Here is a 23,680-nt window from a genome sequence, read left to right on the forward strand (position 1 = left end):
AAATATAGAAATTCAATAGAAGAAGAGAAGTTTAGTTAAAAGTTTGTTGGGTAAGCCACAAGGAGAAATTCACCCCCAAAGGGGCAAGGCTAATAAGCCTTGACAGTAATTATACAAATTAGTATAATTATAAGTATGAGTCGTGTCATATAGTTCACCCCCTTTCTAGGGTGTGATTATGCCACAGGGTTGCAGCCTTGTGGCAAAACCCTTAATGCAATTATACCAAACAAATTCTTTAGCTTCTTAATACATTTTATTTATGATTGAATCTTATCTTTTAGCATAAGCAAGAAAAATATAAACTAAAAAATAAAATAAATCAATAGAAAGGAAGATAGGCTTAGTTAAAAGTTTGTTTGGTAAGCCAAAGGGATTGTTCTAAACCCTGCAAAAGCAGGGGATACTCAATAAGCCTTGACATAGCAAAGCATTAAGAGTATAATTATTAGAACAATGTTTAGCAATTTAATCACCGCCTTTCTAGGTTATGATTAATGCCAAAGGTAGCCGCCTTTGGCATCTACCTTTTATAATTATACCAAACAAACTCTTTAACTTCTTAAAACAGTCCATGAAAAGATTTTACTTGTTATTCTTTAGCACTTTGTTTTTTGCACCTTCATTTTTATTTGGTGCAACTGAAATAGCTAATGGAAATCTAATTTATACTTGGGGATACGGCGATGTAATGAATGAAATCATGCAAGCTGTTAAAGAAATAACCACTGAAACAGATTATATCGTTAATGCAGCCTTAGCTATTTCATTATTACTTTTTAGTATCAAAAAAGCAATGGATGGACAAACAAGTCCTGTGTTTGAACTTGGAAAAATGTTTGTACTTTTTGCTGTAGTGTGGTACATGTTTTTAAAAGCACCAAATGACAATAATCATCGCTTCATGATTCACGATGAAGTAACAAGTAAAGATTATGTCATTTCTCAAATTCCTATAGGTATAGGAAAAAGCTTTGCATTAATGACACAATTTGAGAAGGTTATCCTAGAAGCTATGGAAAAACATTTTTCAACTCCACAATCTACAAATTTTTCTAACGCAGGTTTAGGTTTTTCACTTCAAGTGATGAGTACTTTACCAAGCGTAAAGCTTTCGGCTATTGATGCAACTTTGCAAAAAAATATTGATTTTTACTTTAGAAACTGCGTTTCAGTAGGTATCTTACTTAATCAACAAGGTAGAAATCTTTTTCAAAATTCTGATAATTTAATGCAAGATCTTTTCACAAATATAGGCAATGGCTCTCAGCTTACTCCTTTGTTTAAAAATAATAATAATGTTGAAGAACAAAGTGTTGTGCCTTGTTCTGATGCAGGTCCTCAAATCGTTGAAATGATTCAAAACGATACAGATGAAGCTATGAAGATTCATGCTGCTTTGCTTGGTATGGTAGATGATATGACAAATTATGAGCAAAAGTTCTTAGGCGCTGCACAAATCTATAACGAACAAGCTGTAAGTGCTAGATCTTATTTACAACAATCTATGATAATGCTTGCTTCTCAAGATGCAATCATTAATACCGCTAAATCAGTAGGATTAAATCCTGCTTCTGTGGCTGCAAATACTGCTTATGCGGATCAGCAATTTTACGCAAGTATGCAAGCACAAGGACACATGGCACAAACTTATTTGCCTTTAGCTAAAGCTTATTTAACAGCTATTATCATAGGTTTGTCTTGGCTTGTTGCTTTGCTTTCTATTGTGTTTGGCTCTTACGCACATATTAAGATGTTTTTTACTCTGTGTATTTGGATAGTGCTTTGGACTCCTATACTTTGTATCATTAATTATCTAAATGATTATAATCTTATGAAAGTTGCACAAGTAATAACAGGTGGAAAAGCAGCTTTAAGCTTAGGAGATAACATGCTTATATTCAAAGAGGTAGCAAATAGATCAAATTTCATGAATTATCTTGTAATGAGTACTCCTGTTTTAGCTTATGCAATTGCTAAAGCAAGTGAGCAAGGATTTATAACTTTTGCTTCTGGATTATCTCAAGCTCTAACAGGTGCTTCAAGAGCTGCGGGAAGCTTTGCAAATCAGCAAGCTCTATCTACGCAAACAAGCATTGCTGCTCCTAGAGGAGATGAAGTTTGGGCGATGAATGCAGGGGTAGCATCGCTTCAATATGCAAGAAATATAGATGGTGTGGTTACTAAATTTAATACTCAATCAGTTATGAGTGATAATACAAAGAATTCTGAAATCTCTAATGCAAATATGACAGGAACAAATGTTGATGGTATGATGTCAGGCGCCAAACTTAGCGCAGGAACTATGACAACTGTTAATAGCGTATCTCAAGCAAATTCTGATGCTTGGAATAAAAACTTTAATGATCAGTATTCACATATAAGTCAAAGCGGTAGAGCTAGTGCATTAAATGAAGCTAAAGGATTTATGGAGAAAGGAGATGAAGCATTTAAGAAGGCTTTTGGTAATAATTTTGGACAAGAAGTAGAAAAGAGAACTGATTTAAGTGAAACAGAAAAAGCTAATATCAAGGCTTATGCAAGAGTTCAAGCAGGTGGAAGTCTATTTGGTACAGAAGCTGTTGGAGGTGTAGAAGGTAGCGTAAGCAATGATCATGCTAGAAATAGAACGCTTTCTGATAAAGAAAAAGTTGCTTATAATGAAACAATGGAAAGAGCTTCTCTTAAAACTCTATCTACCACAAAAGGTATGGATTCTTCTTGGAGCAATACGCTTTCAGGTGGCGATTCTACAGCTTATTCAAAAATGGTTGGATATGCTCAAAGCTATACCCAAACAGAACAAGGTATTCAATCTGTCAGTACTAATAATATTGACAATACACTTAATGTGGTTGCAAGAGATCTTGCTGCAGGAGATAATAAAGACTTTAGCAGCCTTAATACAGCTCAACAAAATGAATACTTTGCAAAAGCAGGTAATTATGTATCCGATATGATTAAAAATGATCCTGCGCAACTTGCACAGTATAATAGTCAATACGGCGCTCAAAGCATTGTTAGTCCAAATAACACTACTATGCCACACGCTGCAGGTATGAATTTTAAAACCATTGATGGATCAGAAAGAAGTGTTTTAACTCAATCTAATTTAAATCAAGATCAAGTAAATCAAAGTAGTAAAAGAACAAGCAATACTACAACAATGCCAGATAGTCAAGAAGTAAGGGTGTAGCAGTCAAATCTAATTTAAACAATGAAGTTGGAGAAAAAATTAAAAAAGCAAATCATCTAATAGATGGAAAAACAGGAGATCCTGCTATACACTAAGATTAATTGAGATTAATTTCTCAATTAATCTTCATTGAAATATAAATTGTTATAAAAAGGATTAGACAGCGAAAGGGTTGAATATTTTGATATTCCGCTTTGTTTGAAATGTGTATCATAACAGTTGTCTCTTTTAGGATAAGTTTTTTTGAACGGTTTATTTGTGGCGTTTATTAAAAGCAATACTAAAAATAAACACACTAAACTAATTATAAAACTTAAAATTATATGTTTAATGCCTATATTATAAATATTTATTAATAAACAGCTTAATAATATCAAAGCAAACATTACTGCTACTCCTAATCCTATTGCTATTTTATTTATTAATTTCATTTTTGGTGATTTCATATTTACTGCTTTATCCATCTTTATTCCTTTCAATTATAACTTATTCATATTTTTAATAAAATTATACCATATTTTAATAAATTTTGCAAGTATTTTTGCTATAAAATGCCTATTTTTAGGGGTTTGAAACGGATTTCTTTCTTTTTTTTGACTTGATTGTTTTATTTATTGCTTAATGAAAATTAATTTGGGTATAATTAGCAAATTAATTTTTTTAGCTTCATATTGATTTGCTAATCAAATATAAATGTTAAAATAGTCTATACAGTATTTAGGATATTAATTGAAAGAATAAAGAGGGTAGTAAAATGAAAACCACAGAATATAATACGCAACAAAAAAATAATAAAGAATATTTAGCTGAGAGAAAAGCAGTTAAAAAAACTATGGCAAAAATGGAAAAAGAGTTAGAAAAACCTGCTATAAATGCGGTGTTTCAAAGACTTAAAAATAAATGAAATATATAGAACTAAGCGAAGCTATTGCTATACACGAAAAGATTATTGAAAAAACAGGCGGATTAAGTGGTTATAATGAAACACAAATAGGATATTTGGCTAGTGCATTAGAGCATATAAAAAACGATGATTATTATCCTACAATAACTGATAAAATTACACATTTAATATTTTCCTGTGTAAAATTTCATCCATTTGCTGATGGAAATAAACGGACTTCGATATTTCTAGGTATGCACTTTTTAGATTTAGATGGTAAATATAATGATAAATTTGCTGAAGTTATGGAAGATATTGTTGTCGGTGTTGCAGATGATTCTATTGCAAAAGATGATTTAAATCAAATTTTACAAAATTTTATTGATAAAAATATAGAAGTTGAAGGATAATTTTTATCATAATCATCAAAATATAAATTCACATTTATATCGTGATATTGATAACGAAGTTTAATACAGTTTCCGACTTTTTTATATTTAGCATTATTGTACTTCTCTAATAAAATATCTAAAATATAGTATCACTCATTTGCACTTCTTTAAAACGAAAATCTAAATATTATGTTATTATACAATCAACATTTTAGAGCAATACTAAATATAAACTAAATTGACAATTTTTTTATTGTATGATATAATTTAAAATCATTATAAGGGCGGATCGAGATCGCCCATCTTAAATACTATTTTAAGTAGCTATTCAAATCTTTTTCAAAACTCTCTATTAAATCACTTAAAAAAGCATTGATTTTATTTGGCATAACGCCTATAAAGGTATTATGTGATTTTGTGGTGATTCTAGGAGCTAAAGCCTTTTGATTTGTTATTTTTGTTTTATATAAATTTTCCCAGTGAAAACTTCTATTTCTGATTGTGAGTAAAAGGTTAAGAACAATATTTGCTTTTTCTATATTGCTAAAACTATTTTTATATTTTTTATTATTTACATAGTGAAAGTAATATTCTTTGTTGTGTGCATAATATTTTTTAAAATTTATATTAGAAGAATTAATTATTTTTGCCTCTAAGTGTTCTAGCTTAATTATAAATATTACATCTCCTAAAGAAATTCTTGAAATGAGTTGATTGTTATCTAATATTTCTTTGTTTTGCAATTTAATTATTTTTTGTTTGATGTTTTCTTCGTTATAATTTCTTAACCATTCTAAATCTTTTTCTTTCATATGTTTATCTAGTAAATTTCTTAATACTAGTTCAAGTATTGCTATTTTTGTTGTTATGCTTGCAATCATTTTTAAATTATCAAAATGTTCGTAAATATTATTATAAGATTCTAATCTTTCTTTAGAAAACAAATATTCAAGATCGGTTTGTTCTGTTGGCATGAATTTCTCTAATATTGGATTAATATTCTTAAATCATATCAAATTTTTACAAAAAATATTATTATTCACACTTGTAAGTACTTTTTTCAAGCTTTCTTTCCATTTCTTTTTTTGGAAATAAAATTACATGGTAAAATGACTTATCTCAAAAGCCTATTTTATCAATGTTTTCACTTTCAAATAGTGTTTTTAACCCATTCAGATTCAACTATCGAAAGAACTCTTGCAGTTTTGTAAATATTATCATGCGGATTTAGTATAGTTCTCACGGCGTAATACTGTTCGTTTTTAACTTCCTCTTTTTCAACTACAACTATCGTATCAACTGATTCTTCTTGAAGTTTCAAAGGAATGTACAAAACTACCCTTTGCTTATAAGCTGCAGGAATAATCATCTTTTGAAGATTATAATTATCTTTGATGATTTTCAATTCACCATTAATAATGTGTCCTATGAACCTATCATTTAGTTTTTTCACAATTTCAGGTAATCGCTCTTTTCTCTCAAAAAGATGCAAATGATTTACCCTAAAATCCAATTTACTGTCAAAAATGATTTCATTTTTGAATGTATCATAATCGCTTAAAGATTTAGGTATTTCTAAATCATCTAAAACTCTATCTCCATTAGAACAAAATTTTCTAAAAATATATCCTCCGTTTTCTTGAATTTCAAAGTATGCAAATATTGGAAAAACACCTGTACTATACAAACCTGTATTGAAACATGCCTTTGTTTTGTCTTTATTATAAGTAATAATATCAGGATAGCTTTTATTTTCGTAAATGAACTCAAAATATTTAAATAGATAAGAAAATAAAATATTATTTCCGTTTCCCCAAAATTCTTTTTGAGCTATATTAGAAAGCTCTTGTAGTGTATTTAGAAAATTTGGAAAATAGGCAAATTGAAACAACAAAGGTTTCTCTTCAACTTTGTTTTGAATTTGATCACGATTTGAAGTCTTGTTTCTTGTGGTAGCTTTTTTAACATAAACTAAAGAAGGTTCGTTTTCATCTTTTTCAAGATCAAAGCCTGCTTCTATTAATGCCTTACTACAATTGATTTTTAAATCATATTTTCTTTTCAAATATTGACTGATATGTCCTGTAGTAACATGGTCAAATTTAGTTTTACTATCTTCATAGGCTTCTAAAATTAATTTTTCTATGTTTTTTTCCACGCTAAAAACCTAATTGTCCTTTCTTAATAATCTTCTAAACCTTTCAATAGTCCAAAAAGTATGTCAGAATCAACCGCTCCTTCAATAGGAGTGCCTATTACTTTTCCTGTTAGAGTTAAAATATAAGTTATTGTGAGTTAATTACAAATCAACTAAATAAAATACAAGTTGTTTTCAAGCAATATGTAATTTTATTTCAATATGTGATACACATTAATACAACTTTACTTCAAGTATAGTTTATGTTTATGTAATTTTTATTTCAACTTCACTACACTTTTACTACAACTTGAGTGCAACTTTATTACAACTTAACTACAAAAAAGAGTTTGTTTAAAATACTATTTTATAGGGTTTTTAATATTAATTTAATTTTTATTGTTGAAAAAAATATACTAAAAAGTGTAATAAAAAATAAAATATCAATATTTAGGGCTTATTATGCTAAAATCCTTATTTTTAGGCTTTTTTGCTTTTTTAAAAAAAATGTAAAAAGTTGAGCCAATGGGCATAATGCAATAATATAGCCTAAATATAGGCGTTTAAATCTTATTGTTGTAGGCAAATTATGCTAATGTTTTACCGACATTTTGCGATTTGTAAAAAGCTTTTAAAATATCTATTTTGTAGGTTTTTAAGCATTGTTGATAATCGAGTTATTGTGTAAGATTTTTGGCAAAAATAGACTTTAGAGCTAAAAACTGCAAAATTTTCTTCATGGCGTGTATTTTTGATTGTGCTTGATTTATAGCGATAATATGAGAGCTAGGGCTTATTTTAGAAGTTCTTGCGAATTTTCAAAAATGCTTTGCAGTTTTGAAATGGACTGTGGTTTTTGTTTTGTGTTGCGATTTTTGTAGGTTTTTTTGTGTTTTTTTTGATTGCAAGTGGGTATCTTGAATGGATATAGGGTTTAAAATGACAGAATTAGCCTTTAAAAGGCAAAATGATTTTTTTAATGGTTTTTATCGTTTTAGGGTTGTTTTTTTGATTTTTGGGTGTTTTTTGAAAGAATATCGATTAGTGTTTCAAAATCTTGGATTTCTGATTTGGTGATTTTGAATTTATCTTTGAGTGTTAGAAACTGATAGGCTGAAACTATATCAAGCTTTGGGTATTTGGCTTGTAAATCGATAATGCTCTCATGGTTTTAACTCTTTTTAGTTTGGCAATAAAAGTGTTTTTTGTTTTTTTTGATATAAGACATAACAGCAGATGTCATTTTGCTTTTGTTTTCATCTGTTTTGCCATAGATTGAGAGTATGAATGCTAGACAGCTAGTTATATTGACAAATAATTTATCGTTTTTCTCTTTGTGGATTATTTTGTTTAGGTATATTTTGGTAAACCAAGTTTCTATAGCTTTGTATATTCGGTTTTTTGCGTTTGGTTTTGTATCTGTTTAGGCATAAATGCTCCTATGTATTTGGTAGTTTTGTGGAATTATACCGTATTTTTATTTAACTTGGGTATGAAATGAGTATTTTTATATATTAGGGAAAGTTTATGCTAGAAATATGTTTAAAAAATGGCAAAGATAGGGAGAGAATGAGAGAAAGAATAAGGCAATAAATGAGGTGATAAAGGGTGAGAAGAATACTTTTCTATTTCAGGGACTAAAAATACTTTAGGTTAGGTACAAAAATGGCAATATATTAACGAAGTTAATGTATGGTAGGTATAAAATTTTTTAACACCCTTTTTTTTGAGAAAAATAAATTTCATTCTAAAAATACTATAAATCTCCAATTTATAGGCATTCTTTACTTTAGGTTAGGTATAAAAATGCCCTTGCTTAAACCTAGACTTTTTAATACTTAATTAAAACTATTTTTTGTCTTTTCATGGGTTTGGATTTGGAGTATTTTTTAATTGAAAAATTTACAAAAATTTTAGAGTAAAGATAGGTAAAAAAAATAAAAATAAAAATAAAAAATGATAGATAAAAAAACAAAAAAATAAATCAAAATAAATATAGTTTTGCTGTAATTTTCTCTTTGAATTTTTGCTCGTGAAAAGTACAAGATAATTTTTTTATTTTTTTAATCATTTAAAAAACAATATTTTTATATGAAAATTCACAGAAAAAAAGATAAAATTTTAATACTAATTTTAATTAATTTTATTTTAAGTCTAAAATATATAGAGATAAAAGTGGTATAAAAAATACACTATTAAAAAAATACTTATTTTTTTACTTGTTTTTAATTGATTTTTATATCTAAAATATTTTTCTCATAAAAACATGATTACTCGTTTATATAGATAGACTTTTCAAGCTTTCTTTCCATTTCTTTTTTCTTTTTTTCAATTGCTTCATCAAATCCTTTAAGCACTGAAAATGGAGCAAACTGTGCCGCTCTTTTTTCTAATGGCATAAGAGGATATTTTGTAGATTTTTTGTATTTAATATTAATAATATCATCGTGGTTATTAGGCATTGTGTCCTCCTATTTGCGAATTAATTTTTAAGCCATTTTCAAGACTCGAGGCTTTAAAAATAGATTTTTTTCCATATTTGTGAACAATCGCGAGTCTAGCTTTTTGTAATTTCTCTTCTTTTATAAAATTTTTATTTTCCTTCTGTTCTAAGTCAGTAAAAAGACTGGGTTCTTTAATTTTTTTATCGTGTCATTTTTTACAACATTATTAAGAGTAAGACTTATTTTTCTAATTAAAAAATCAGCATTAACTATTAAATCAAACAATTCTAAACCTTTATTGCAAATAGTTTCCAAGGAAGAGCTGTGGTAATCCAAATTGATTGCTGAATGTGCATTTTTTGGAATAGATCTTCCATAGGAATCTTTGCTCATTGGACCATTGTAGCTTTGTGCCTTTTCTAAGCTTTCTTTATCATATTGTACATCTAAAACGATTTGATTGCATGTTAAATTTTTCTCAATTAGCTCAAGAACCATATGATCGACGATTTCTTTAAGCATATCTCTAGCTTTTTTAAAACTATAAGGTTTAGGCAAAACCTTAGCCATTACCTTAGAGATATGTTTGCTTTTATATTCTTTAATAGCTTGAACCCCCAAGCGTGATCGATTAATAACTCAGCATTTACTCCAAAAATTTGATAAAGTTTATCCTCGTTATTAAGAGAGTATCTTGCTAAATCTCCCATATTGTTAATGCCTATGCTTTTTAGTTTTGTTGCATATCCTTTGCCTATACGCCAAAAATCATTTATGGGCGTGTGTTGCCATAATTTTCTTCTATAAAGCATTTCATCCAAATACCCTATGCAAAGTCCATCTTTATTAATATTTTGTTTTTTGGCTAATATATCCATTGCAATTTTTGCTAAGTAAAGATTTGTTCCTATTCCCGCAGTTGCTGTTATTTGAGTTGTTTTTAAAATTTCAAATAATGTGTTTTCAATGAGTTTGTCAGCAGATAGCTTATAATGTTTGATATAAGGAGTTAAATCAATAAATACTTCATCAATGGAGTAAATATGAATGTCTTTTGGATCAAAATACTTTAAATAAATACTGTAAATTTTAGAACTATAGTCTATATATGTTGACATCCTAGGTTTTGCGACAATGTAATCAAGCTCTAAATTGGGATTATTTATTAGTTCAAGATGATTGTATGATTTTGCACTGAAATATTTAGCAATTTTTAAGCGCTCATAATTGATTGTTTTTACTTTTTGTATTAGTTCAAATAGTCTTAATCTGCCTGATATATTATAAGATCTTAATGCGGGAGATACCGCAAGACATATTGTTTTTTTCAGTTCTACTTTCATCTGCAACTACAAGATTAGTATTTAGAGGATCTAATTTTCTTAAAATGCATTCAACAGAAGCATAAAATGACTTAAGATCTATAGCTGCATATTTTTGCGTATTATCCATATTTTCACATTTGTATATAATAATTATTTTTTAATTGTATAAAAAGAATTTTAATAGACTAGGATTGTTAATTTTTAGTTCTTGTTTTGGAATTAATCAATAAAACAATCAAGCTTGTAGATTTTTTCATCTAAAAATTTTATCAAAAACCATGCCTTGTTTAAAATTACATAGTATTAAAAGAGGTTATTCAATATTATGCTTTTATATATTTAAATCGAGCGAGCAAAGTATACGAAAAGATTTATATCAAGTTTAATTTTAAATGATAAAATTTAGGCTGAAATAATGATAAAGTTTTTTGAAAATGCTGATTGTAATAAAAAGTTACATTAATATAGGCAAATGAAATTTTCTGCTATTTTTTTTAATAATAATTGCTATTGATAAAATAAAAATCTGCCTTATTTTATACATGGAAAAATCTCAAAATCTTTATCACTCCTTTCATTTTTCGCTATTTAAGAAAAAATGGAACTGTTATAATAAGGATCTTGCTTTTTATATAAATCATAAACCAAAATACCAATAAATTAAAAAAAGAAAGAGAAAATTAGTTGAAAAACAAATCTTTTAAAAAGACAGGAGAAACAATGAAAAAACTTAGAAAAATATAGAAAAGAAATATTTAAAGATAAAACTTCTGCTTACAGCATTACATAGCATTATGCCAAAAGATATAAAGGAATAAAACGAACGAAGTGCAATTTGACAGCTGGAACGAACGAAAAAAGAGCTTAAACAAAGTAAAATTAATCAGAAAAGTTAGTGTAAAAAAAGATTTATTGGCTTAGCATTGGTTTAAATATCGGTGCTGAAGTTTAAGGTAAAAATGAGTTTTTTACGCGTCCTGTTTTGGTAATAAATAGTTTTTATAATGGCACATTTTTAGGCGCACCTTTAAGTTCTAAGACTAAAAACAAAAAAAGGCTTTTTATTTCACAAATTTAAGGACAATAAAGACACTTTACAAGTTGCACTTTTAGGACAAATGAGAGTTTTTGATACTAAAAGGATAAAAACTTACATAGGAAAAATCAATGACAAAGATTTTGAAATGATTAAAAATAAAATAGTAGAAAATATAATAAGCCCTGCACTAAGACAGGGAAATTCAAAAAATGAGCCAAATCCTTTCATTTCTGAAAAGTAATGAAAAAATTATTACTAAAAAATATTAATCTAAAATAAAGGATTAGCATGACAGAAGAGAAAGAAAATATTATTAAAGAAGTGTGTAAAGAGTTAAACATTACTCAAACTGAATTAGGAAGACAATTAGATGTCTTTGCTTCTACAATAAATACTTGGGCTAGTGGTAAAATTCCAACTTAGTGGATTATATTCTTCTGAAGAAATGGGTGTTGGAATGACTGAAACTAGCAATATTGTTATCGATATTGAAGCTTACCAAAACAATACTCAGGAAAACAAAAAGAAAGTTGATTTCTCACAAAACTTTTCACAATCAAACGCTACAACTTTTAGCAAAGATGAAAGACAAGTTTTGTTATCTTTGGGACTCAAAGTGAAAAATGAAGATGGTTATTATTGGATTGTAGGAAATACCTATGGTTTAAATGAAAAAATCAAGCAATTAGGTTATAGATTTCACTCTGAGAAAAAAAACATGGTGGAAGCAAATTGGAAATGTAGCCTAAGAGCGCACATGAAAATATGTTATAATTTAGGAGTTAGTATGCAAGGATATGACATGAAAAAAGAAATTACACTCAATGAGAGCTTTAAAGCATTATTGGAAAGTATTTTTTCAGATACTGATTAAGCTAAAAAGCTCATTCAAGCTTTTGAAGAATTTGCTAATGATAGAGCAACAACGCAAAGGCTTAATTTTGGGAATTTAAAGCAAGAAGCCATTGAGCAAATAAGAAATGAGTTGGTTAGCAAGGATTTATTCCAATCTGAGATTAAAGGACTTGAAGCCGAAATCAAACGAATGGAAAGTTCCTTACAAAGTGAAATCAAACTATCAATAAGTTCATTAAACAACAAGGAATCTATTGGCTTATAGGAGCTTGTGTTGTTAGCATTGCCACTATAATTTCAAGTGTTTGGGCAATAATGGACTTTATGGTAAAACATTTAAAATAATACTCTCACACTAGAAACAATCTAGTGTAACTTAATCCTAAGGTGGGATATTTCAACCCTTGACTTTTAGTATTTTTTTGTTATAAGATAAGGAGAAAAAAGAAAGATTTTTTCAAAAAAATAGTAATATTTGCAAAAATACCTACAAAAGCAATCTTAAGATTCATGGAATCTATTGGCATAGGATTGTTTGTAAATACAGGCGATAGTAGAGCTTTTATTATCCTCATCGAAAGTTTGCTAATTTTAACGGTAGTTGCATTATCATCAATCTTTCTTAAAGATTGAACTTTTTTGAAAAAAAGGAGAAAAAATGGATGGTTATAATATAGCTATTTTAATTGGTGCTATCACTCTCGTTTTTGGCATATTGGTTTTAGTAGCTCATTATCTCAATGATAAACACACTAACGAAAGTAAAAGTTAAAAACCTTATTGTCTTAGAAATGATTTAAAGATAGACAAAATTAAATCAAAAATTGTAGGCTGTAAAATAAACATTAAAACAGCAAGAATAATTACATATGTTCTAACTTCTCTTTTAAAACTATCTAGTTTGTTTTCAAGCTTATCAAGTTTATCACCTATTGAATATTCAAGCTTATCAAATCTAGTATTCAAAAGATCTATAGTTGGTAATTTAGAAATGGCTTCTTTGAATTCTCTAAAAGATTTGTCTTTTATTTCTTGAGAATTTATTTGGCTTTCTTTAGCAAATTCGTTAAGAGCTTTAATGAAATTTTCTTCAGTTTGATCTTTAAAATAGATAGAAAATAAAGCTTTTACACCTTCTGAAATATAATAATTTTTCATATTTATACAACCTTTTTTTAATTATAACATAGCAAATTTAAAAATGCAGTTTTTATAAAAATAAATAGAAATTTGTTTTGATTATATTTTACTCAATATTTTTTATTACATCTATGGTTAGTGAATATAATTAATAATTTTTATAAGGGTGTTTTCTGCTTCTTTGTTTTTATTCTTCTTTTTAAAAGCTACATCACAACACTTTATACTCTAAGCTTTTTAAAAGTACTCAAATAAGATTATCATAATAAATAATAAAAAATCAATTTCTTATTATTTTCATTTTATTTTTTTCTTGTTTGTTATAATTTATATGTTAAAATAACATATTACAAAGTAAACAATATGGATTTATCTCATTCATTAGGACAATATATTATTTTAGCTTTTGTAATAGCCGTAGCCATATTTGTTACATTTTATGACTTTGATAAAAAAGATCATCAATATAATATAAAAAAATAATATCCTTAATATTTATAAAAATTAAAAAAAGATTTTAAGTCATTCTAAAAATAAAAATTTATACTATTTTTTAAAGGATTTGCTATGCAAAAAAAATATACAAGATTATATTATTGATGTTCATTCTTGCGATCCCCATTCATCAAATGCTTATAAACAAGATTTATTCGATGTTTTAAATGAAGATTTTACCAAAGAATATGAATTCATAGATAGTCCTACTTTAGATGATATGGTAAAACACAAACAAAGTGATGAAGTTTTTAAAGTGTTTTATAAAAAAGATGATAAAATAAGATTGCTTAGAGTTAGCAATATGCAAGCTTTAAATCGTTTTGATAAACTTAAAGGTGCAATGACAAAAATAATTTTAGATAGTGGTTTTAAACCTGATAAATAAAAAGGATTAATATGTGTAAAGATCAAGAATATATAGAGCAAATGAAAACTTTATTATTAAAAGGTTTTAAAGATGCCAAAGATGATAAAGTGTATCAAAAAGAACAGCTTGAACTTGCAGAAGCAGGAATTAATGATGGCTTAGAGGAGGATTAATTATATAATTAACCATATATTTATATTAGTTTTTTTAAAAAACCGTTTTTACTATTCTTTAATCTTTTATATTGTATTTTGATTGTCTTATTTATGTAATTTTATATATAAAAAAAGTTTTTTCCAATTTTACAACAAAACCCTTTATGGTATAATAAAAATAAAAATTATATAAGAAAGGATACAAATGGCTATAAAAATTGAAATTAGCGGATTTGATAAGGATTTTTTACCTGTTTTTGAGAGTTTAGCTAAAAGCTTATCTCAAAAGCCTATTTTATCAATGTTTTTTCTTATTTTTTGAGCAAAAACTTACGCATACCCTTTTTTCATTTTTTGTTTCTTTAACCTCTCAAAAAAAATTTGTGCCTCATTAAAACTTGGAAATACATTATTTTTTCTTCCTGTACAACTTTTAAAACGCACATTTCCGTAAACTCTCTCAACCATATATTCCTCAAATAGAGTGGCAATAATTTCTATGCTATAATAGCGAATGTTTCCTTTCTCAGTTATTCTGTGCAACAAAACATTATTCATAAAAAAACCTAATTAAAAATTATTTATTTTATTCAAAAAATCATTTTTAAACATTTTTTCTATAGCAAGCTTAATCATTTGATTAATTTTCTCATTTTCTTTATTTGTATTAGAAATTTCATCTTTGTAAGTAGGAATCATCATTTCTATCATTTTTAATGTTTTTTCATCAAATAATACTCTTTTTGGAATTAATATTTCATTTTTTTGAATATTTTCATTATTTATTGCATTTTTTTCCATTTTTATCCTTTATTTGTTAAAATATATAAATTATACCATAATTTTAATAAAAAATTGTATAAATAGACAAATAATGCAAAAATATAAATATTTTTATGGTGTAATTTAAAATATATAACATAATCTTATTTCAAAATAAGCCTATTAAAATATATATTTTGATATTAACACAAGCAAATAAATATAACATAATAGATAATTATGTTATAAAAAAAGGATATAAATAAAATGAAACTTAAAAATACTACAATAAGCGAAGATTTAGAGCGTTGGATAGAAGCTTATTTGAAACATATTCAAGCATTATCCTATTCAAATAATACTTTTTTACTTTATAGGCGTATTTTACTAGAATTTGTAGAATATTCTTTAGATTATCAAGATGAAATGCAAATAAACAATATAAAAACGACTTTTTTAGTCAATTTTCTTAATTATTTAGAAAATAATTCAAAAAATGGCAATAAACTATCAAAAAAAACAAAAATAACTTATTTGAGAGCATTAATTAGCTTTTTTTCTTTTATAAGCGATAATAATGATGATTTGTTTGTTTTTTCCTTTGATATGAAGAAAATTAGATTTAGAACAGAAAAATCAGAAGAAAAATTAAATTATCTTAATGAAAATGAAATTATAAGGCTAAATAATGTTTTAGAGAAAGAAAAAGCAAAAAAAGAAGTTTATAATAGTTTTAGAAACTCTTTACTGATAAAACTTATGCTTTATGGAGGACTTAGAATTTCTGAAGCTTTAAATGTAAAACTTTGTGATTTTGAAGAAGTTGATGATGAAATATTAAAAATATCCATAATAGGCAAGGGCGGTAAAGAACAATTTGCATTTATTAAAAAAGAAGAAGTAGATGATGAGCTTGAATATTTTAAAGAAAATATCCAAGATAGTGATTACATAATGCAAACTAGCACAGGAAAACATTTAAATAGAAGTAATGCTTTTTTGATTGTAAATAATATTTATGCTAAAGCTTTGATCAGCAAAAAAGGACTTCATTTGCTTAGACACACTTTAGCCATGAGATTAACAGCCAAAGGAACAAACCTTGTGGTCATACAAAAAATTCTAAGACATGCAAATCTAAATACTACTACTATATATGCCAAAGCAACAAATGATACAATAAAAGCTGCGTTATTGAATAATTAATTTTTCTAAAATAGACTTCTTTTTGAAGTCTATGCTGTGAATCTTTCTAATAAAAGTTTAGGTTCTCCGCCAAGTATTTTGATGAAATTTGCAATTCTTGATTGTATCATTTCTACGGAATACATACTTCCTAAACCGCCTAAAGCATAAAATAATTCTTCGAAAATGTCTTCTTTGTTAAATTCAAGTTCTTCTATATCAATAAGATCAGGAGTTCGGCTACATTTTTGTAAATTTTGATATATTTTGACTAAAATCTTGATTTTTTGTAGATTATTTTCAGCCTCTAAATAAGAATTTAAGTGTATTATTAGGGTTTTTATGAGTTTTTCTCTATTTTCTTTATTTTCAAAAAACTCAACCCCACCCCCCCCCACCGCCATAAGCACTTCTTTTGTATTTTCGTTTTTCATATTATTCCTTTCAAATTGTCAACATAATCACTCCACCATTGCATTAAGAGCTTCCTATCGTTTAGCCTTAAACTTCTATTATAAGCAGCTTTAACATTATTTCTTTCACGATGATCTAAGCATAACTCTATAACTTCACTATCTTGCCCATGCAAATTTTTAAATTCATAGAGCAAGGTTGAAGCTGTTGTTCTAAAACCATGAAAAACCATTTCATCCCCAAAGCCTAATCTTTTGATGGCTTGATTTAATGTGTTTTCACTCATAGTTTTGGATTTGCTTATATCACTTGAAAAAACATATTTTGAATTGTGGAATGAAAAAGGTTTGATAAATTCAAACAACTTGATCACGCTTTCACTTAGTGGTACAATAAAATCTTCACCCCCTTTCATTTTATTTGCAGGTATAATTATCTTTAAATTTTTAAAATCTATTTCACTCCATTCTAAATTTCTGATATTAGCGCTTCGCAAAAACAAATATGGGCTGATTTGCAAGGCTACTTTTGTGAATATACTTCCATTATAATTTTCTATTGCTAATAGCAACTCTTTAAATCTTTCTTCTTTTGTGATAGCTCTAAGATTTTGTTTTTTAGGCGAGCCGTAAAGAGCTTTCATGTCTAAAATTAAAATATTGCTATTTTCTATATATTCTTTATTTATGGCATACATTAACATTTTTTTAAACCCAAGAAGACTCTTTTTATAGTTTCGAGTTTACCTTCTACATAAAGTTTATCAAGAATAAGAAGTATATCATTTTTGGCAAGTTCATTAATATGTTTGTCTTCGTATTTAGAAATAATATGAGTTTTTAATCTCTTCGATAAATTATAAGAAGTATTATTTTTATAAAAAACTTGACTCCATTCATTAAAAACTTCTTTTAGGGTTTTTGATTTTTGTATATCTTCTTTTTGAATTTGTTCTTTGGGATCAATTTTTTCAGCTAACATATTATTAAAAATATTTGCTTTTTCTCTTGCACTTGACAATGTAGTTGTTGGATATTTTCCTATTTTAATGCTTTGTATTTTTTTATTTAACCTATATCTAATTTAAAGAACCTTTTGCTTCGATATAGAGATTTTTGGTGTACACATCTTTAATGTATGTTCTTTTTTCTACGATTAAATTTTTAAGCTGTTTATCGTTGACAATAACCATTTTATAATATTCCTATGTTAAAAAGTATATGTTATTTTTGAATTTTAAAATTTAACATACACTATAACATATACTTTAAAAATTGTCAATCCTGATAATTTAAGATTATTTAAGATAATTTGAGATTATTTAAAGTATGATTTTATCATATCTTAATTGATAATTTTAGATTACTTAAGATTGCTTGGGATAATTTCAGAAAAGAAATAATGGTGCCCGAGGTCGGACTCGAACCGACACAAGGTTGCCCTTACCAGATTTTGAGTCTGGCGCGTCTACCAGTTTCACCACTCGGGCTCATTTTTAAGATTTAAAGCTAAAATTATACTTTTTTAGACTAAAAAATACTTTAAAAATAAAAAGTATTTTCAAAAAGACGATATAAAATTATGTAATTTAAATTTTTGGAACAGTTGTTGCTTTTGTTTATTAGCAATATTTGAAAAGATTTTAACTTTAATACTTTAGAGGAAAAAAATGAGAATTACAAATAAACTTAACTTCACAAATAGTGTGAATAATTCTATGGGCGGTCAAAGTGCTTTATATCAGATATCTCAACAACTTGCTTCAGGTTTAAAAATACAAAATTCATATGAAGATGCAAGCATTTATATAGATAATACGCGTCTTGAATATGAAATTAAAACATTAGAACAAGTAAAACAAGCAACAAACAGTGCAAAAGAAATGACTCAAAACAGCATGAAAGCTTTGCAAGATATGGTAAAACTTCTTGAAGATTTTAAAGTTAAAGTAACTCAAGCTGCAAGTGATGGGAACTCTCAAACTTCAAGGGAGGCTATAGCAAAAGAATTAGAACGAATAAAAGAGAGTATAGTTCAGCTTGCAAATACTAGCGTTAATGGTCAGTATCTTTTTGCAGGTTCACAAGTTGCAAATAAACCTTTTGATTCCAATGGTAATTATTATGGAGATAAAAATAATATCAATGTAGTAACTGGAGCTGGAACTGAAAGTCCTTATAATATACCTGGATGGGATTTATTTTTCAAAGCAGATGGAGACTATAAAAAACAAATTACTACTAATATCAGTTTTACAGATAATCGTTATACAGATAAAGATAAACAAGAATATTTAAACGGGGATTCTGCTTGGAAGCAGCTTATCGGGCAAAATTATGTAAAAGATGGAAAATTAGATCCGGATATAGATTTTGAAGATAAAGACCGAAAACTTAATTTTCCACCTTCAACACTCTATGTTCAAGGAACAAAACCAGATGGAACAAGCTTTAAAAGTGCAGTTTTAGTAAAACCAGATGATAAAATAGAAGATGTATTAGAGCAAATTGGTGCACTTTATGGCAACACTGCTAATAATAAAGTTGTAGAAGTAAGCATCAATAATAGTGGTCAAATTCAAATCACAGATTTAAAACAAGGCAATAATAAATTAGACTTTCATGCCGTAGCCTATACTCCACAAATGGACAAAACAGAAAGTTTCAAAGCAATGGAAAAATTTGTTAAGGATAATGATCTTAACATGGATAATGTTACCAATGCTGTTATGCAAGAGGCTATGAAAAATGGTGATATTACCAATCCAACTAGTCCAGTTACTATTAAATTAACAGGAAAAGATGGAAAAGAGCAAGAGTTTACCTTTAGTTTAGCTCAAACTGATTTTATTAAAAGCAATATGACTGATTCAGCTGGCAACAAAGCCAATGGTGCAGATTATGATAATGTTTATTTTGAAAAAGATGGAAATACTGTTTATGGTAATGTTTCTCAAGTTATTAAAGGAAGTAATGCTTATGCAACTGATTCAACCAAACTTAGCGAGGTAATGGCAGGAAATAGTCTAAATGGTACTACTTTAAATTTAAAAGTCAATTCCAAAGGTGGAAATTCTTACGATGTTACTATAAATTTACAAACTTCAACTGTAAGCTATCCTGATCCTAATAATCCAGGTCAAACCATAAGTTTTCCTATAACCCATACTGATCCTGCAACTGGAAATAGTGGAGTTGTTACAGGATCAAATGATATTACTTATGGTCAAATCAATGATATTATAGGTATGTTTGCCGCAGATAAAATTCCAACCCAAAGCATAACAGCTACAAATGGAAAAGTTGATGCAAATGGTTATAATAGTTTACAACAACTCATGAAAGATTCTCAAGCTACTGTTGATGTAAGCATGGATTATAAAGGTCGCATTAGCGTTACCGATAAGCTATCCTCAGGAACCAACATAGGAATTTCTTTAAGTGATTCTCAAAGTGGACATTTTCCGCAACCACCTTATACTACAACTGCGCAAGTAGAGAATGGTCCAAATTTTAGTTTTAGTGCCAATAATGCTTTAGTTATAGATGAACCAAATGTTGATCTTATAAAAGATTTAGATACTATGATAGATGCGGTTTTAAGTGGTAATATGAGAGCCGATGGAAATTCGGCCGATCCAAGAAATACCGGAATGCAAGGAGCTTTAGAAAGACTCGATCATTTAGCAGATCATATCAGCAAGCTTAATACAACCATGGGAGCTTATCATAATACTATAGATGGTGTCAATACTCGAGTAAATTTCTTAAGCGTAAATGTGCAAAGCATTAAGTCAAATGTTATTGATGTAGATTATGGTGAAGCTATGATGAATTTAATGCAAGTTCAACTTGCATATCAAGCTTCTCTTAAGGCTAGTACAACAATTTCTCAACTTAGCTTATTAAATTATATGTAAAAATTTATGGTATAATTTGGCTTTGATTTTATTTTTAAGGAAAGAATATTAAAAAAGAAGCCATTTTTACCAGCTCTACACTTGTTATTTTTTATATTTGTCTTTGTATGCTAGCACCTAGCATGGGAGAATGGGTTTACAAGGCTAATTTATTTTTATTTGGAGAATTTGGGTATTATTATCCATTTTTTTTACTTGTGTTAAATTATCTTTACTATAGAAAAAATTATAAAATAGAAAATTTTAAGCGTAGAGAGCTTTTTGGTTTTTCTTTGGCCTTTTTTTCTACTTTGCTTTTATTTTCTGTCTTTTATAGAGAGTTTGGGTATATTTTAGAAATTGTATATGGATTTTTTTCTATAATCTTAGGACATACAGGGAGTGGAATTTTTGCTCTTTTACTTTTGCTATTTTCTTTGATCTTATTGTTTCCGAAATTTGCAAAAGAAATTTTAAAAATAGAATTAGATTTTACTTTTTTATTAAAAGTAGAGCAAGCTTTTAAATCTTTACTTATGCGTGTATTTGGCGGAGAAAATGAGAAAGAAGATGTAGGTAAATCAGAACCTATGGCTCCAAAATTAAATATTTTGCAAGATAGTATTTATGAGAATTTGCAAATAAATAAAAAAGAAAAAACCAATAACTTAGAACAGATAATCAAAGATTGCAATATCAATGCAAGTAAAAATTCAATTACCACAGCTAAGGAAAACTTTGAAAAACTAAAAAATCAAATTTTAGATGAAACCATAGAGATTGATACACAAAGCTTAAAAGAATCAAGAAGTTTTGTTTATGAGCATTCTCAACAAGTGCGAAATTTCGCACAAAAGGCTAGCAAAATGAGCATTAGCCTTGATGAAGATTTTAATTTTATTTCAGAAGAAGGGGTAGATATGATTCCTGAACGTTTTTTAAAACCTAAAAAACTTGAAGATATAAAGCAAATAGATACAAATAAAAATTTAGATGAGCCAAGTTATAAGCGTAAAAATATTGAAATTCCAGTTTCTAAACAGGAAGTTAAACCAAAAATTTTCACAAAAGAGCTTGAACTTAGAGAGAATTTGATAAAAAAAGAAAAACTAGAACAAGAATACAAAGCCTATCAAAATGAAATTTTAGAAAATAAAGTAAAACAAGAAATTAAAAAATTAGAAGAATATGATGCGATAAATTCAAGCGATATTATAGAAGGGAATAAATACAGTTTTAATAACTCAAAGACAATCAAAACAGAAACAGAAGAATCAAACAAAATAAATGAAAATAAAAATCCAGATAAAGCAGACAATATCTTCGAATTTACTCCTATTGTAGAAGAGTTAAATCATCCTTATATAGAACCTACTCCTATAAAAAATATAAATGAAATAGTTATAGAAGAAAAAAATACACTCGATTTTATCCAAAATACAGAAATTAAAATCGATAATGAAAAAACAAATGATCAAGAAATTAAACTTCAAAAAGCAGTTTTAGCCAAAGAAATTGCTATTAACCAAGCTTTATTGCGTGAAATAGAGCAGGGTGAGATAGAAAAACCAAAAGATTTCACCTTGCCACCATTAGATTTTTTAGCTAATCCAAAAGAGCATAGACAAGAAATCAATGAAAGTGAAATAGATAAAAAAATTTATAATCTTCTTGAAAAGTTGCGTCGTTTTAAAATAGGTGGCGATGTTATAAGCACTTATGTTGGTCCTGTTGTAACTACTTTTGAATTTCGTCCTAGCGCAGATGTAAAAGTAAGTCGTATTTTAAATTTACAAGATGATTTAACTATGGCTTTAATGGCAAAATCAATCCGTATTCAAGCTCCAATACCAGGAAAAGATGTTGTAGGCATAGAAGTCCCAAATGATGAAATTCAAACTATTTACCTAAGAGAAATTTTACAAAGCGAAGTTTTTAAAAATGCTAAAAGTCCTTTAACTATAGCTTTGGGCAAAGATATAGTAGGTAATGCTTTTGTAACCGATCTTAAAAAACTTCCGCATTTACTCATCGCAGGAACTACAGGTAGCGGTAAAAGTGTGGGGATAAATTCTATGCTTTTAAGTCTTTTATATCGTAACTCTCCTAAAACCTTGCGTTTGATGATGATAGATCCTAAGATGCTTGAATTTAGCATTTATAATGATATTCCTCATCTTTTAACTCCTGTTATCACAGATCCAAAAAAAGCGGTCAATGCGCTTTCAAATATGGTGGCTGAAATGGAAAGACGCTATCGTTTAATGGCAGATGCAAAAACCAAAAATATAGAAAATTACAATGAAAAAATGAAAGAATTAGGTAGCGAAGAGCTCCCTTTTATTGTAGTAATTATTGATGAACTTGCTGATTTAATGATGACTGCGGGTAAAGATGTAGAATTTTATATAGGAAGACTTGCACAAATGGCAAGAGCAAGTGGAATTCACTTGATTGTAGCTACACAACGACCTTCTGTTGATGTTGTAACAGGGCTGATCAAAGCGAATTTGCCAAGTAGAATTTCTTATAAAGTAGGGCAAAAAGTTGACTCTAAAGTTATTTTAGATGCTATGGGTGCTGAGAGTTTACTTGGAAGAGGGGATTGTTTATTTACTCCTCCTGGAACAAGCTCTATAGTGCGTTTGCATGCGCCTTTTGCAAGCGAATTTGAAATAGAAAAAATCGTGGATTTTCTAAAGGATCAACAAAGCGTAGAATATGATGAAAGCTTTTTAAAAGATCAGCAAAGCGTGGGTGTTACAACAAATGAAAGCTTTGATGGGGAAGTAGATGAGCTTTATGAAGAAGCCAAAAGAGTGATCTTAGAAGATGGAAAAACAAGCATTTCTTATTTGCAACGCCGTTTAAAAATCGGCTATAACCGCTCTGCAAATATTATTGAACAACTTACGCAAAACGGGATTTTAAGCGAACCTGATGCCAAAGGACAAAGGGAAATCTTGTAAGATTTTTCTTGTATTTTTGAT

Annotated in this window: 23 protein-coding genes, 1 tRNA gene and 2 pseudogenes; 11 read left to right on the plus strand and 15 right to left on the minus strand. The window is 27.9% G+C overall.

Annotation, left to right across the window (positions count from 1 at the left end; genetic code table 11):
* Window positions 1–574 precede the first annotated feature (574 nt).
* Window positions 575–3,196, plus strand: coding sequence for a conjugal transfer protein TraG N-terminal domain-containing protein (locus tag AJ881_RS07995; RefSeq protein WP_083259470.1), 2,622 nt, complete (start codon window positions 575–577; stop codon window positions 3,194–3,196).
* Between the two features lie 119 nt (window positions 3,197–3,315).
* Here the strand turns inward: AJ881_RS07995 and AJ881_RS08000 are convergent, their stop codons facing one another.
* The gene (locus tag AJ881_RS08000) at window positions 3,316–3,660 is read right to left on the minus strand and encodes a hypothetical protein (protein ID WP_070283231.1); all 345 of its coding nucleotides are present in this window, start codon (window positions 3,658–3,660) and stop codon (window positions 3,316–3,318) included.
* A 290-nt stretch (window positions 3,661–3,950) separates the two neighbouring features.
* Here AJ881_RS08000 and AJ881_RS09470 point away from each other — a divergent pair, with 290 nt between their 5' ends.
* Window positions 3,951–4,100, plus strand: a complete 150-nt coding sequence (locus tag AJ881_RS09470; RefSeq protein ID WP_002861539.1) for a hypothetical protein — start codon at window positions 3,951–3,953, stop codon at window positions 4,098–4,100.
* Entirely contained in the window at window positions 4,097–4,489 is a 393-nt protein-coding gene (locus AJ881_RS08005) for a type II toxin-antitoxin system death-on-curing family toxin (protein ID WP_002861538.1), read from the plus strand. Before AJ881_RS09470 ends, AJ881_RS08005 begins: the two co-directional genes overlap by 4 nt.
* Before the next feature lie 293 nt (window positions 4,490–4,782).
* Here the strand turns inward: AJ881_RS08005 and AJ881_RS08010 are convergent, their stop codons facing one another.
* The 6 genes and pseudogenes from AJ881_RS08010 to AJ881_RS09630 all read right to left on the minus strand — a co-directional run bounded on the left by AJ881_RS08010 (window position 4,783) and on the right by AJ881_RS09630 (window position 10,395).
* Complete coding sequence (locus tag AJ881_RS08010; protein ID WP_002871457.1) at window positions 4,783–5,445, minus strand: hypothetical protein; 663 nt, start codon at window positions 5,443–5,445, stop codon at window positions 4,783–4,785.
* 176 nt (window positions 5,446–5,621) lie between these two features.
* The gene (locus AJ881_RS08015; RefSeq protein WP_070283230.1) at window positions 5,622–6,629 is read right to left on the minus strand and encodes a DUF3825 domain-containing protein; all 1,008 of its coding nucleotides are present in this window, start codon (window positions 6,627–6,629) and stop codon (window positions 5,622–5,624) included.
* 973 nt (window positions 6,630–7,602) lie between these two features.
* Window positions 7,603–8,001, minus strand: a pseudogene (locus AJ881_RS09660) (hypothetical protein).
* An 877-nt stretch (window positions 8,002–8,878) separates the two neighbouring features.
* A complete protein-coding gene (locus AJ881_RS08020) occupies window positions 8,879–9,070 on the minus strand; it encodes a hypothetical protein (protein WP_002779581.1) in 192 nt (63 codons plus the stop codon).
* A 147-nt stretch (window positions 9,071–9,217) separates the two neighbouring features.
* On the minus strand, window positions 9,218–9,622 hold the full coding sequence (locus AJ881_RS09625) for a hypothetical protein (RefSeq protein WP_261660253.1): 405 nt from the start codon (window positions 9,620–9,622) through the stop codon (window positions 9,218–9,220).
* Window positions 9,622–10,395, minus strand: a complete 774-nt coding sequence (locus AJ881_RS09630) for a hypothetical protein (protein ID WP_261660254.1) — start codon at window positions 10,393–10,395, stop codon at window positions 9,622–9,624. Before AJ881_RS09630 ends, AJ881_RS09625 begins: the two co-directional genes overlap by 1 nt.
* Window positions 10,396–11,495: 1,100 nt before the next feature.
* Here AJ881_RS09630 and AJ881_RS09475 point away from each other — a divergent pair.
* From AJ881_RS09475 to AJ881_RS08035, 3 genes are read left to right on the plus strand one after another with little or no spacing between them, the layout of a single operon-like run.
* The gene (locus AJ881_RS09475; protein ID WP_002834683.1) at window positions 11,496–11,657 is read left to right on the plus strand and encodes a hypothetical protein; all 162 of its coding nucleotides are present in this window, start codon (window positions 11,496–11,498) and stop codon (window positions 11,655–11,657) included.
* Between the two features lie 47 nt (window positions 11,658–11,704).
* The gene (locus AJ881_RS08030; RefSeq protein ID WP_070261078.1) at window positions 11,705–11,839 is read left to right on the plus strand and encodes a helix-turn-helix domain-containing protein; all 135 of its coding nucleotides are present in this window, start codon (window positions 11,705–11,707) and stop codon (window positions 11,837–11,839) included.
* Window positions 11,840–11,873: 34 nt separating this feature from the next.
* A complete protein-coding gene (locus AJ881_RS08035) occupies window positions 11,874–12,290 on the plus strand; it encodes a hypothetical protein (protein WP_251819909.1) in 417 nt (138 codons plus the stop codon).
* 758 nt (window positions 12,291–13,048) lie between these two features.
* On the opposite strand, the gene AJ881_RS08040 is transcribed toward AJ881_RS08035, so the two are convergent.
* A complete protein-coding gene (locus tag AJ881_RS08040; RefSeq protein ID WP_070283229.1) occupies window positions 13,049–13,429 on the minus strand; it encodes a hypothetical protein in 381 nt (126 codons plus the stop codon).
* A 544-nt stretch (window positions 13,430–13,973) separates the two neighbouring features.
* Here AJ881_RS08040 and AJ881_RS08045 point away from each other — a divergent pair.
* Together AJ881_RS08045 and AJ881_RS09480 are read left to right on the plus strand one after the other, a co-directional pair.
* On the plus strand, window positions 13,974–14,294 hold the full coding sequence (locus AJ881_RS08045; protein WP_070283228.1) for a hypothetical protein: 321 nt from the start codon (window positions 13,974–13,976) through the stop codon (window positions 14,292–14,294).
* Between the two features lie 11 nt (window positions 14,295–14,305).
* Window positions 14,306–14,449 (plus strand): hypothetical protein, encoded by a 144-nt coding sequence (locus AJ881_RS09480; RefSeq protein WP_002782730.1) that lies wholly within the window; start codon window positions 14,306–14,308, stop codon window positions 14,447–14,449.
* Window positions 14,450–14,761: 312 nt separating this feature from the next.
* Here the strand turns inward: AJ881_RS09480 and AJ881_RS08050 are convergent, their stop codons facing one another.
* Window positions 14,762–14,989 carry a WGR domain-containing protein gene (locus AJ881_RS08050; RefSeq protein WP_002799350.1) on the minus strand — a complete coding sequence of 76 codons (228 nt, stop codon included), beginning with the start codon at window positions 14,987–14,989 and terminating at the stop codon, window positions 14,762–14,764.
* A gap of 12 nt (window positions 14,990–15,001) precedes the next feature.
* The gene (locus AJ881_RS08055) at window positions 15,002–15,232 is read right to left on the minus strand and encodes a hypothetical protein (protein WP_052950071.1); all 231 of its coding nucleotides are present in this window, start codon (window positions 15,230–15,232) and stop codon (window positions 15,002–15,004) included.
* Window positions 15,233–15,460: 228 nt separating this feature from the next.
* Between AJ881_RS08055 and AJ881_RS08060 the strand changes: the two genes are divergently transcribed.
* Window positions 15,461–16,399, plus strand: a complete 939-nt coding sequence (locus AJ881_RS08060; RefSeq protein WP_070283227.1) for a tyrosine-type recombinase/integrase — start codon at window positions 15,461–15,463, stop codon at window positions 16,397–16,399.
* 29 nt (window positions 16,400–16,428) lie between these two features.
* Here the strand turns inward: AJ881_RS08060 and AJ881_RS08065 are convergent, their stop codons facing one another.
* The 5 genes and pseudogenes from AJ881_RS08065 to AJ881_RS08075 all read right to left on the minus strand — a co-directional run bounded on the left by AJ881_RS08065 (window position 16,429) and on the right by AJ881_RS08075 (window position 18,281).
* Window positions 16,429–16,782, minus strand: a complete 354-nt coding sequence (locus AJ881_RS08065; RefSeq protein WP_410002331.1) for a hypothetical protein — start codon at window positions 16,780–16,782, stop codon at window positions 16,429–16,431.
* Between the two features lie 26 nt (window positions 16,783–16,808).
* Complete coding sequence (locus AJ881_RS09635) at window positions 16,809–17,489, minus strand: tyrosine-type recombinase/integrase (protein WP_230100056.1); 681 nt, start codon at window positions 17,487–17,489, stop codon at window positions 16,809–16,811.
* Window positions 17,489–17,773 (minus strand): hypothetical protein, encoded by a 285-nt coding sequence (locus AJ881_RS09640; protein ID WP_243834123.1) that lies wholly within the window; start codon window positions 17,771–17,773, stop codon window positions 17,489–17,491. Before AJ881_RS09640 ends, AJ881_RS09635 begins: the two co-directional genes overlap by 1 nt.
* Before the next feature lie 18 nt (window positions 17,774–17,791).
* Window positions 17,792–17,875: pseudogene (locus AJ881_RS09665) on the minus strand (hypothetical protein); the annotation flags it as partial.
* A gap of 319 nt (window positions 17,876–18,194) precedes the next feature.
* A tRNA-Leu gene (locus AJ881_RS08075) sits at window positions 18,195–18,281 on the minus strand.
* Between the two features lie 180 nt (window positions 18,282–18,461).
* On the opposite strand from AJ881_RS08075, the gene flgL reads away from it, so the two are divergent.
* Both flgL and AJ881_RS08085 read left to right on the plus strand, forming a co-directional pair.
* Complete coding sequence (gene flgL, locus AJ881_RS08080; RefSeq protein ID WP_044779240.1) at window positions 18,462–20,711, plus strand: flagellar hook-associated protein FlgL; 2,250 nt, start codon at window positions 18,462–18,464, stop codon at window positions 20,709–20,711.
* A 107-nt stretch (window positions 20,712–20,818) separates the two neighbouring features.
* Window positions 20,819–23,659 carry an FtsK/SpoIIIE family DNA translocase gene (locus AJ881_RS08085; protein WP_044780499.1) on the plus strand — a complete coding sequence of 947 codons (2,841 nt, stop codon included), beginning with the start codon at window positions 20,819–20,821 and terminating at the stop codon, window positions 23,657–23,659.
* Window positions 23,660–23,680: the final 21 nt, after the last annotated feature.

It is taken from the genome of Campylobacter sp. BCW_6460 (assembly GCF_001762705.1).
Classification (GTDB): Bacteria; Campylobacterota; Campylobacteria; order Campylobacterales; family Campylobacteraceae; genus Campylobacter_D; species Campylobacter_D jejuni.

Excerpts from the sequence above, each read along its gene's own strand:
- AJ881_RS07995 (WP_083259470.1), top strand. The coding sequence starts at position 575 with ATGAAAAGATTTTACTTGTTATTCTTTAGCACTTTGTTTTTTGCACCT.
- AJ881_RS08000 (WP_070283231.1), bottom strand. The coding sequence starts at position 3,660 with ATGGATAAAGCAGTAAATATGAAATCACCAAAAATGAAATTAATAAAT.
- AJ881_RS09470 (WP_002861539.1), top strand. The coding sequence starts at position 3,951 with ATGAAAACCACAGAATATAATACGCAACAAAAAAATAATAAAGAATAT.
- AJ881_RS08005 (WP_002861538.1), top strand. The coding sequence starts at position 4,097 with ATGAAATATATAGAACTAAGCGAAGCTATTGCTATACACGAAAAGATT.
- AJ881_RS08010 (WP_002871457.1), bottom strand. The coding sequence starts at position 5,445 with ATGCCAACAGAACAAACCGATCTTGAATATTTGTTTTCTAAAGAAAGA.
- AJ881_RS08020 (WP_002779581.1), bottom strand. The coding sequence starts at position 9,070 with ATGCCTAATAACCACGATGATATTATTAATATTAAATACAAAAAATCT.
- AJ881_RS09625 (WP_261660253.1), bottom strand. The coding sequence starts at position 9,622 with ATGGCTAAGGTTTTGCCTAAACCTTATAGTTTTAAAAAAGCTAGAGAT.
- AJ881_RS09630 (WP_261660254.1), bottom strand. The coding sequence starts at position 10,395 with ATGAAAGTAGAACTGAAAAAAACAATATGTCTTGCGGTATCTCCCGCA.
- AJ881_RS09475 (WP_002834683.1), top strand. The coding sequence starts at position 11,496 with ATGAGAGTTTTTGATACTAAAAGGATAAAAACTTACATAGGAAAAATC.
- AJ881_RS08030 (WP_070261078.1), top strand. The coding sequence starts at position 11,705 with ATGACAGAAGAGAAAGAAAATATTATTAAAGAAGTGTGTAAAGAGTTA.
- AJ881_RS08035 (WP_251819909.1), top strand. The coding sequence starts at position 11,874 with ATGACTGAAACTAGCAATATTGTTATCGATATTGAAGCTTACCAAAAC.
- AJ881_RS08040 (WP_070283229.1), bottom strand. The coding sequence starts at position 13,429 with ATGAAAAATTATTATATTTCAGAAGGTGTAAAAGCTTTATTTTCTATC.
- AJ881_RS09480 (WP_002782730.1), top strand. The coding sequence starts at position 14,306 with ATGTGTAAAGATCAAGAATATATAGAGCAAATGAAAACTTTATTATTA.
- AJ881_RS08050 (WP_002799350.1), bottom strand. The coding sequence starts at position 14,989 with ATGAATAATGTTTTGTTGCACAGAATAACTGAGAAAGGAAACATTCGC.
- AJ881_RS08055 (WP_052950071.1), bottom strand. The coding sequence starts at position 15,232 with ATGGAAAAAAATGCAATAAATAATGAAAATATTCAAAAAAATGAAATA.
- AJ881_RS08060 (WP_070283227.1), top strand. The coding sequence starts at position 15,461 with ATGAAACTTAAAAATACTACAATAAGCGAAGATTTAGAGCGTTGGATA.
- AJ881_RS08065 (WP_410002331.1), bottom strand. The coding sequence starts at position 16,782 with ATGGCGGTGGGGGGGGGTGGGGTTGAGTTTTTTGAAAATAAAGAAAAT.
- AJ881_RS09635 (WP_230100056.1), bottom strand. The coding sequence starts at position 17,489 with ATGTATGCCATAAATAAAGAATATATAGAAAATAGCAATATTTTAATT.
- AJ881_RS09640 (WP_243834123.1), bottom strand. The coding sequence starts at position 17,773 with ATGTTAGCTGAAAAAATTGATCCCAAAGAACAAATTCAAAAAGAAGAT.
- flgL (WP_044779240.1), top strand. The coding sequence starts at position 18,462 with ATGAGAATTACAAATAAACTTAACTTCACAAATAGTGTGAATAATTCT.
- AJ881_RS08085 (WP_044780499.1), top strand. The coding sequence starts at position 20,819 with ATGCTAGCACCTAGCATGGGAGAATGGGTTTACAAGGCTAATTTATTT.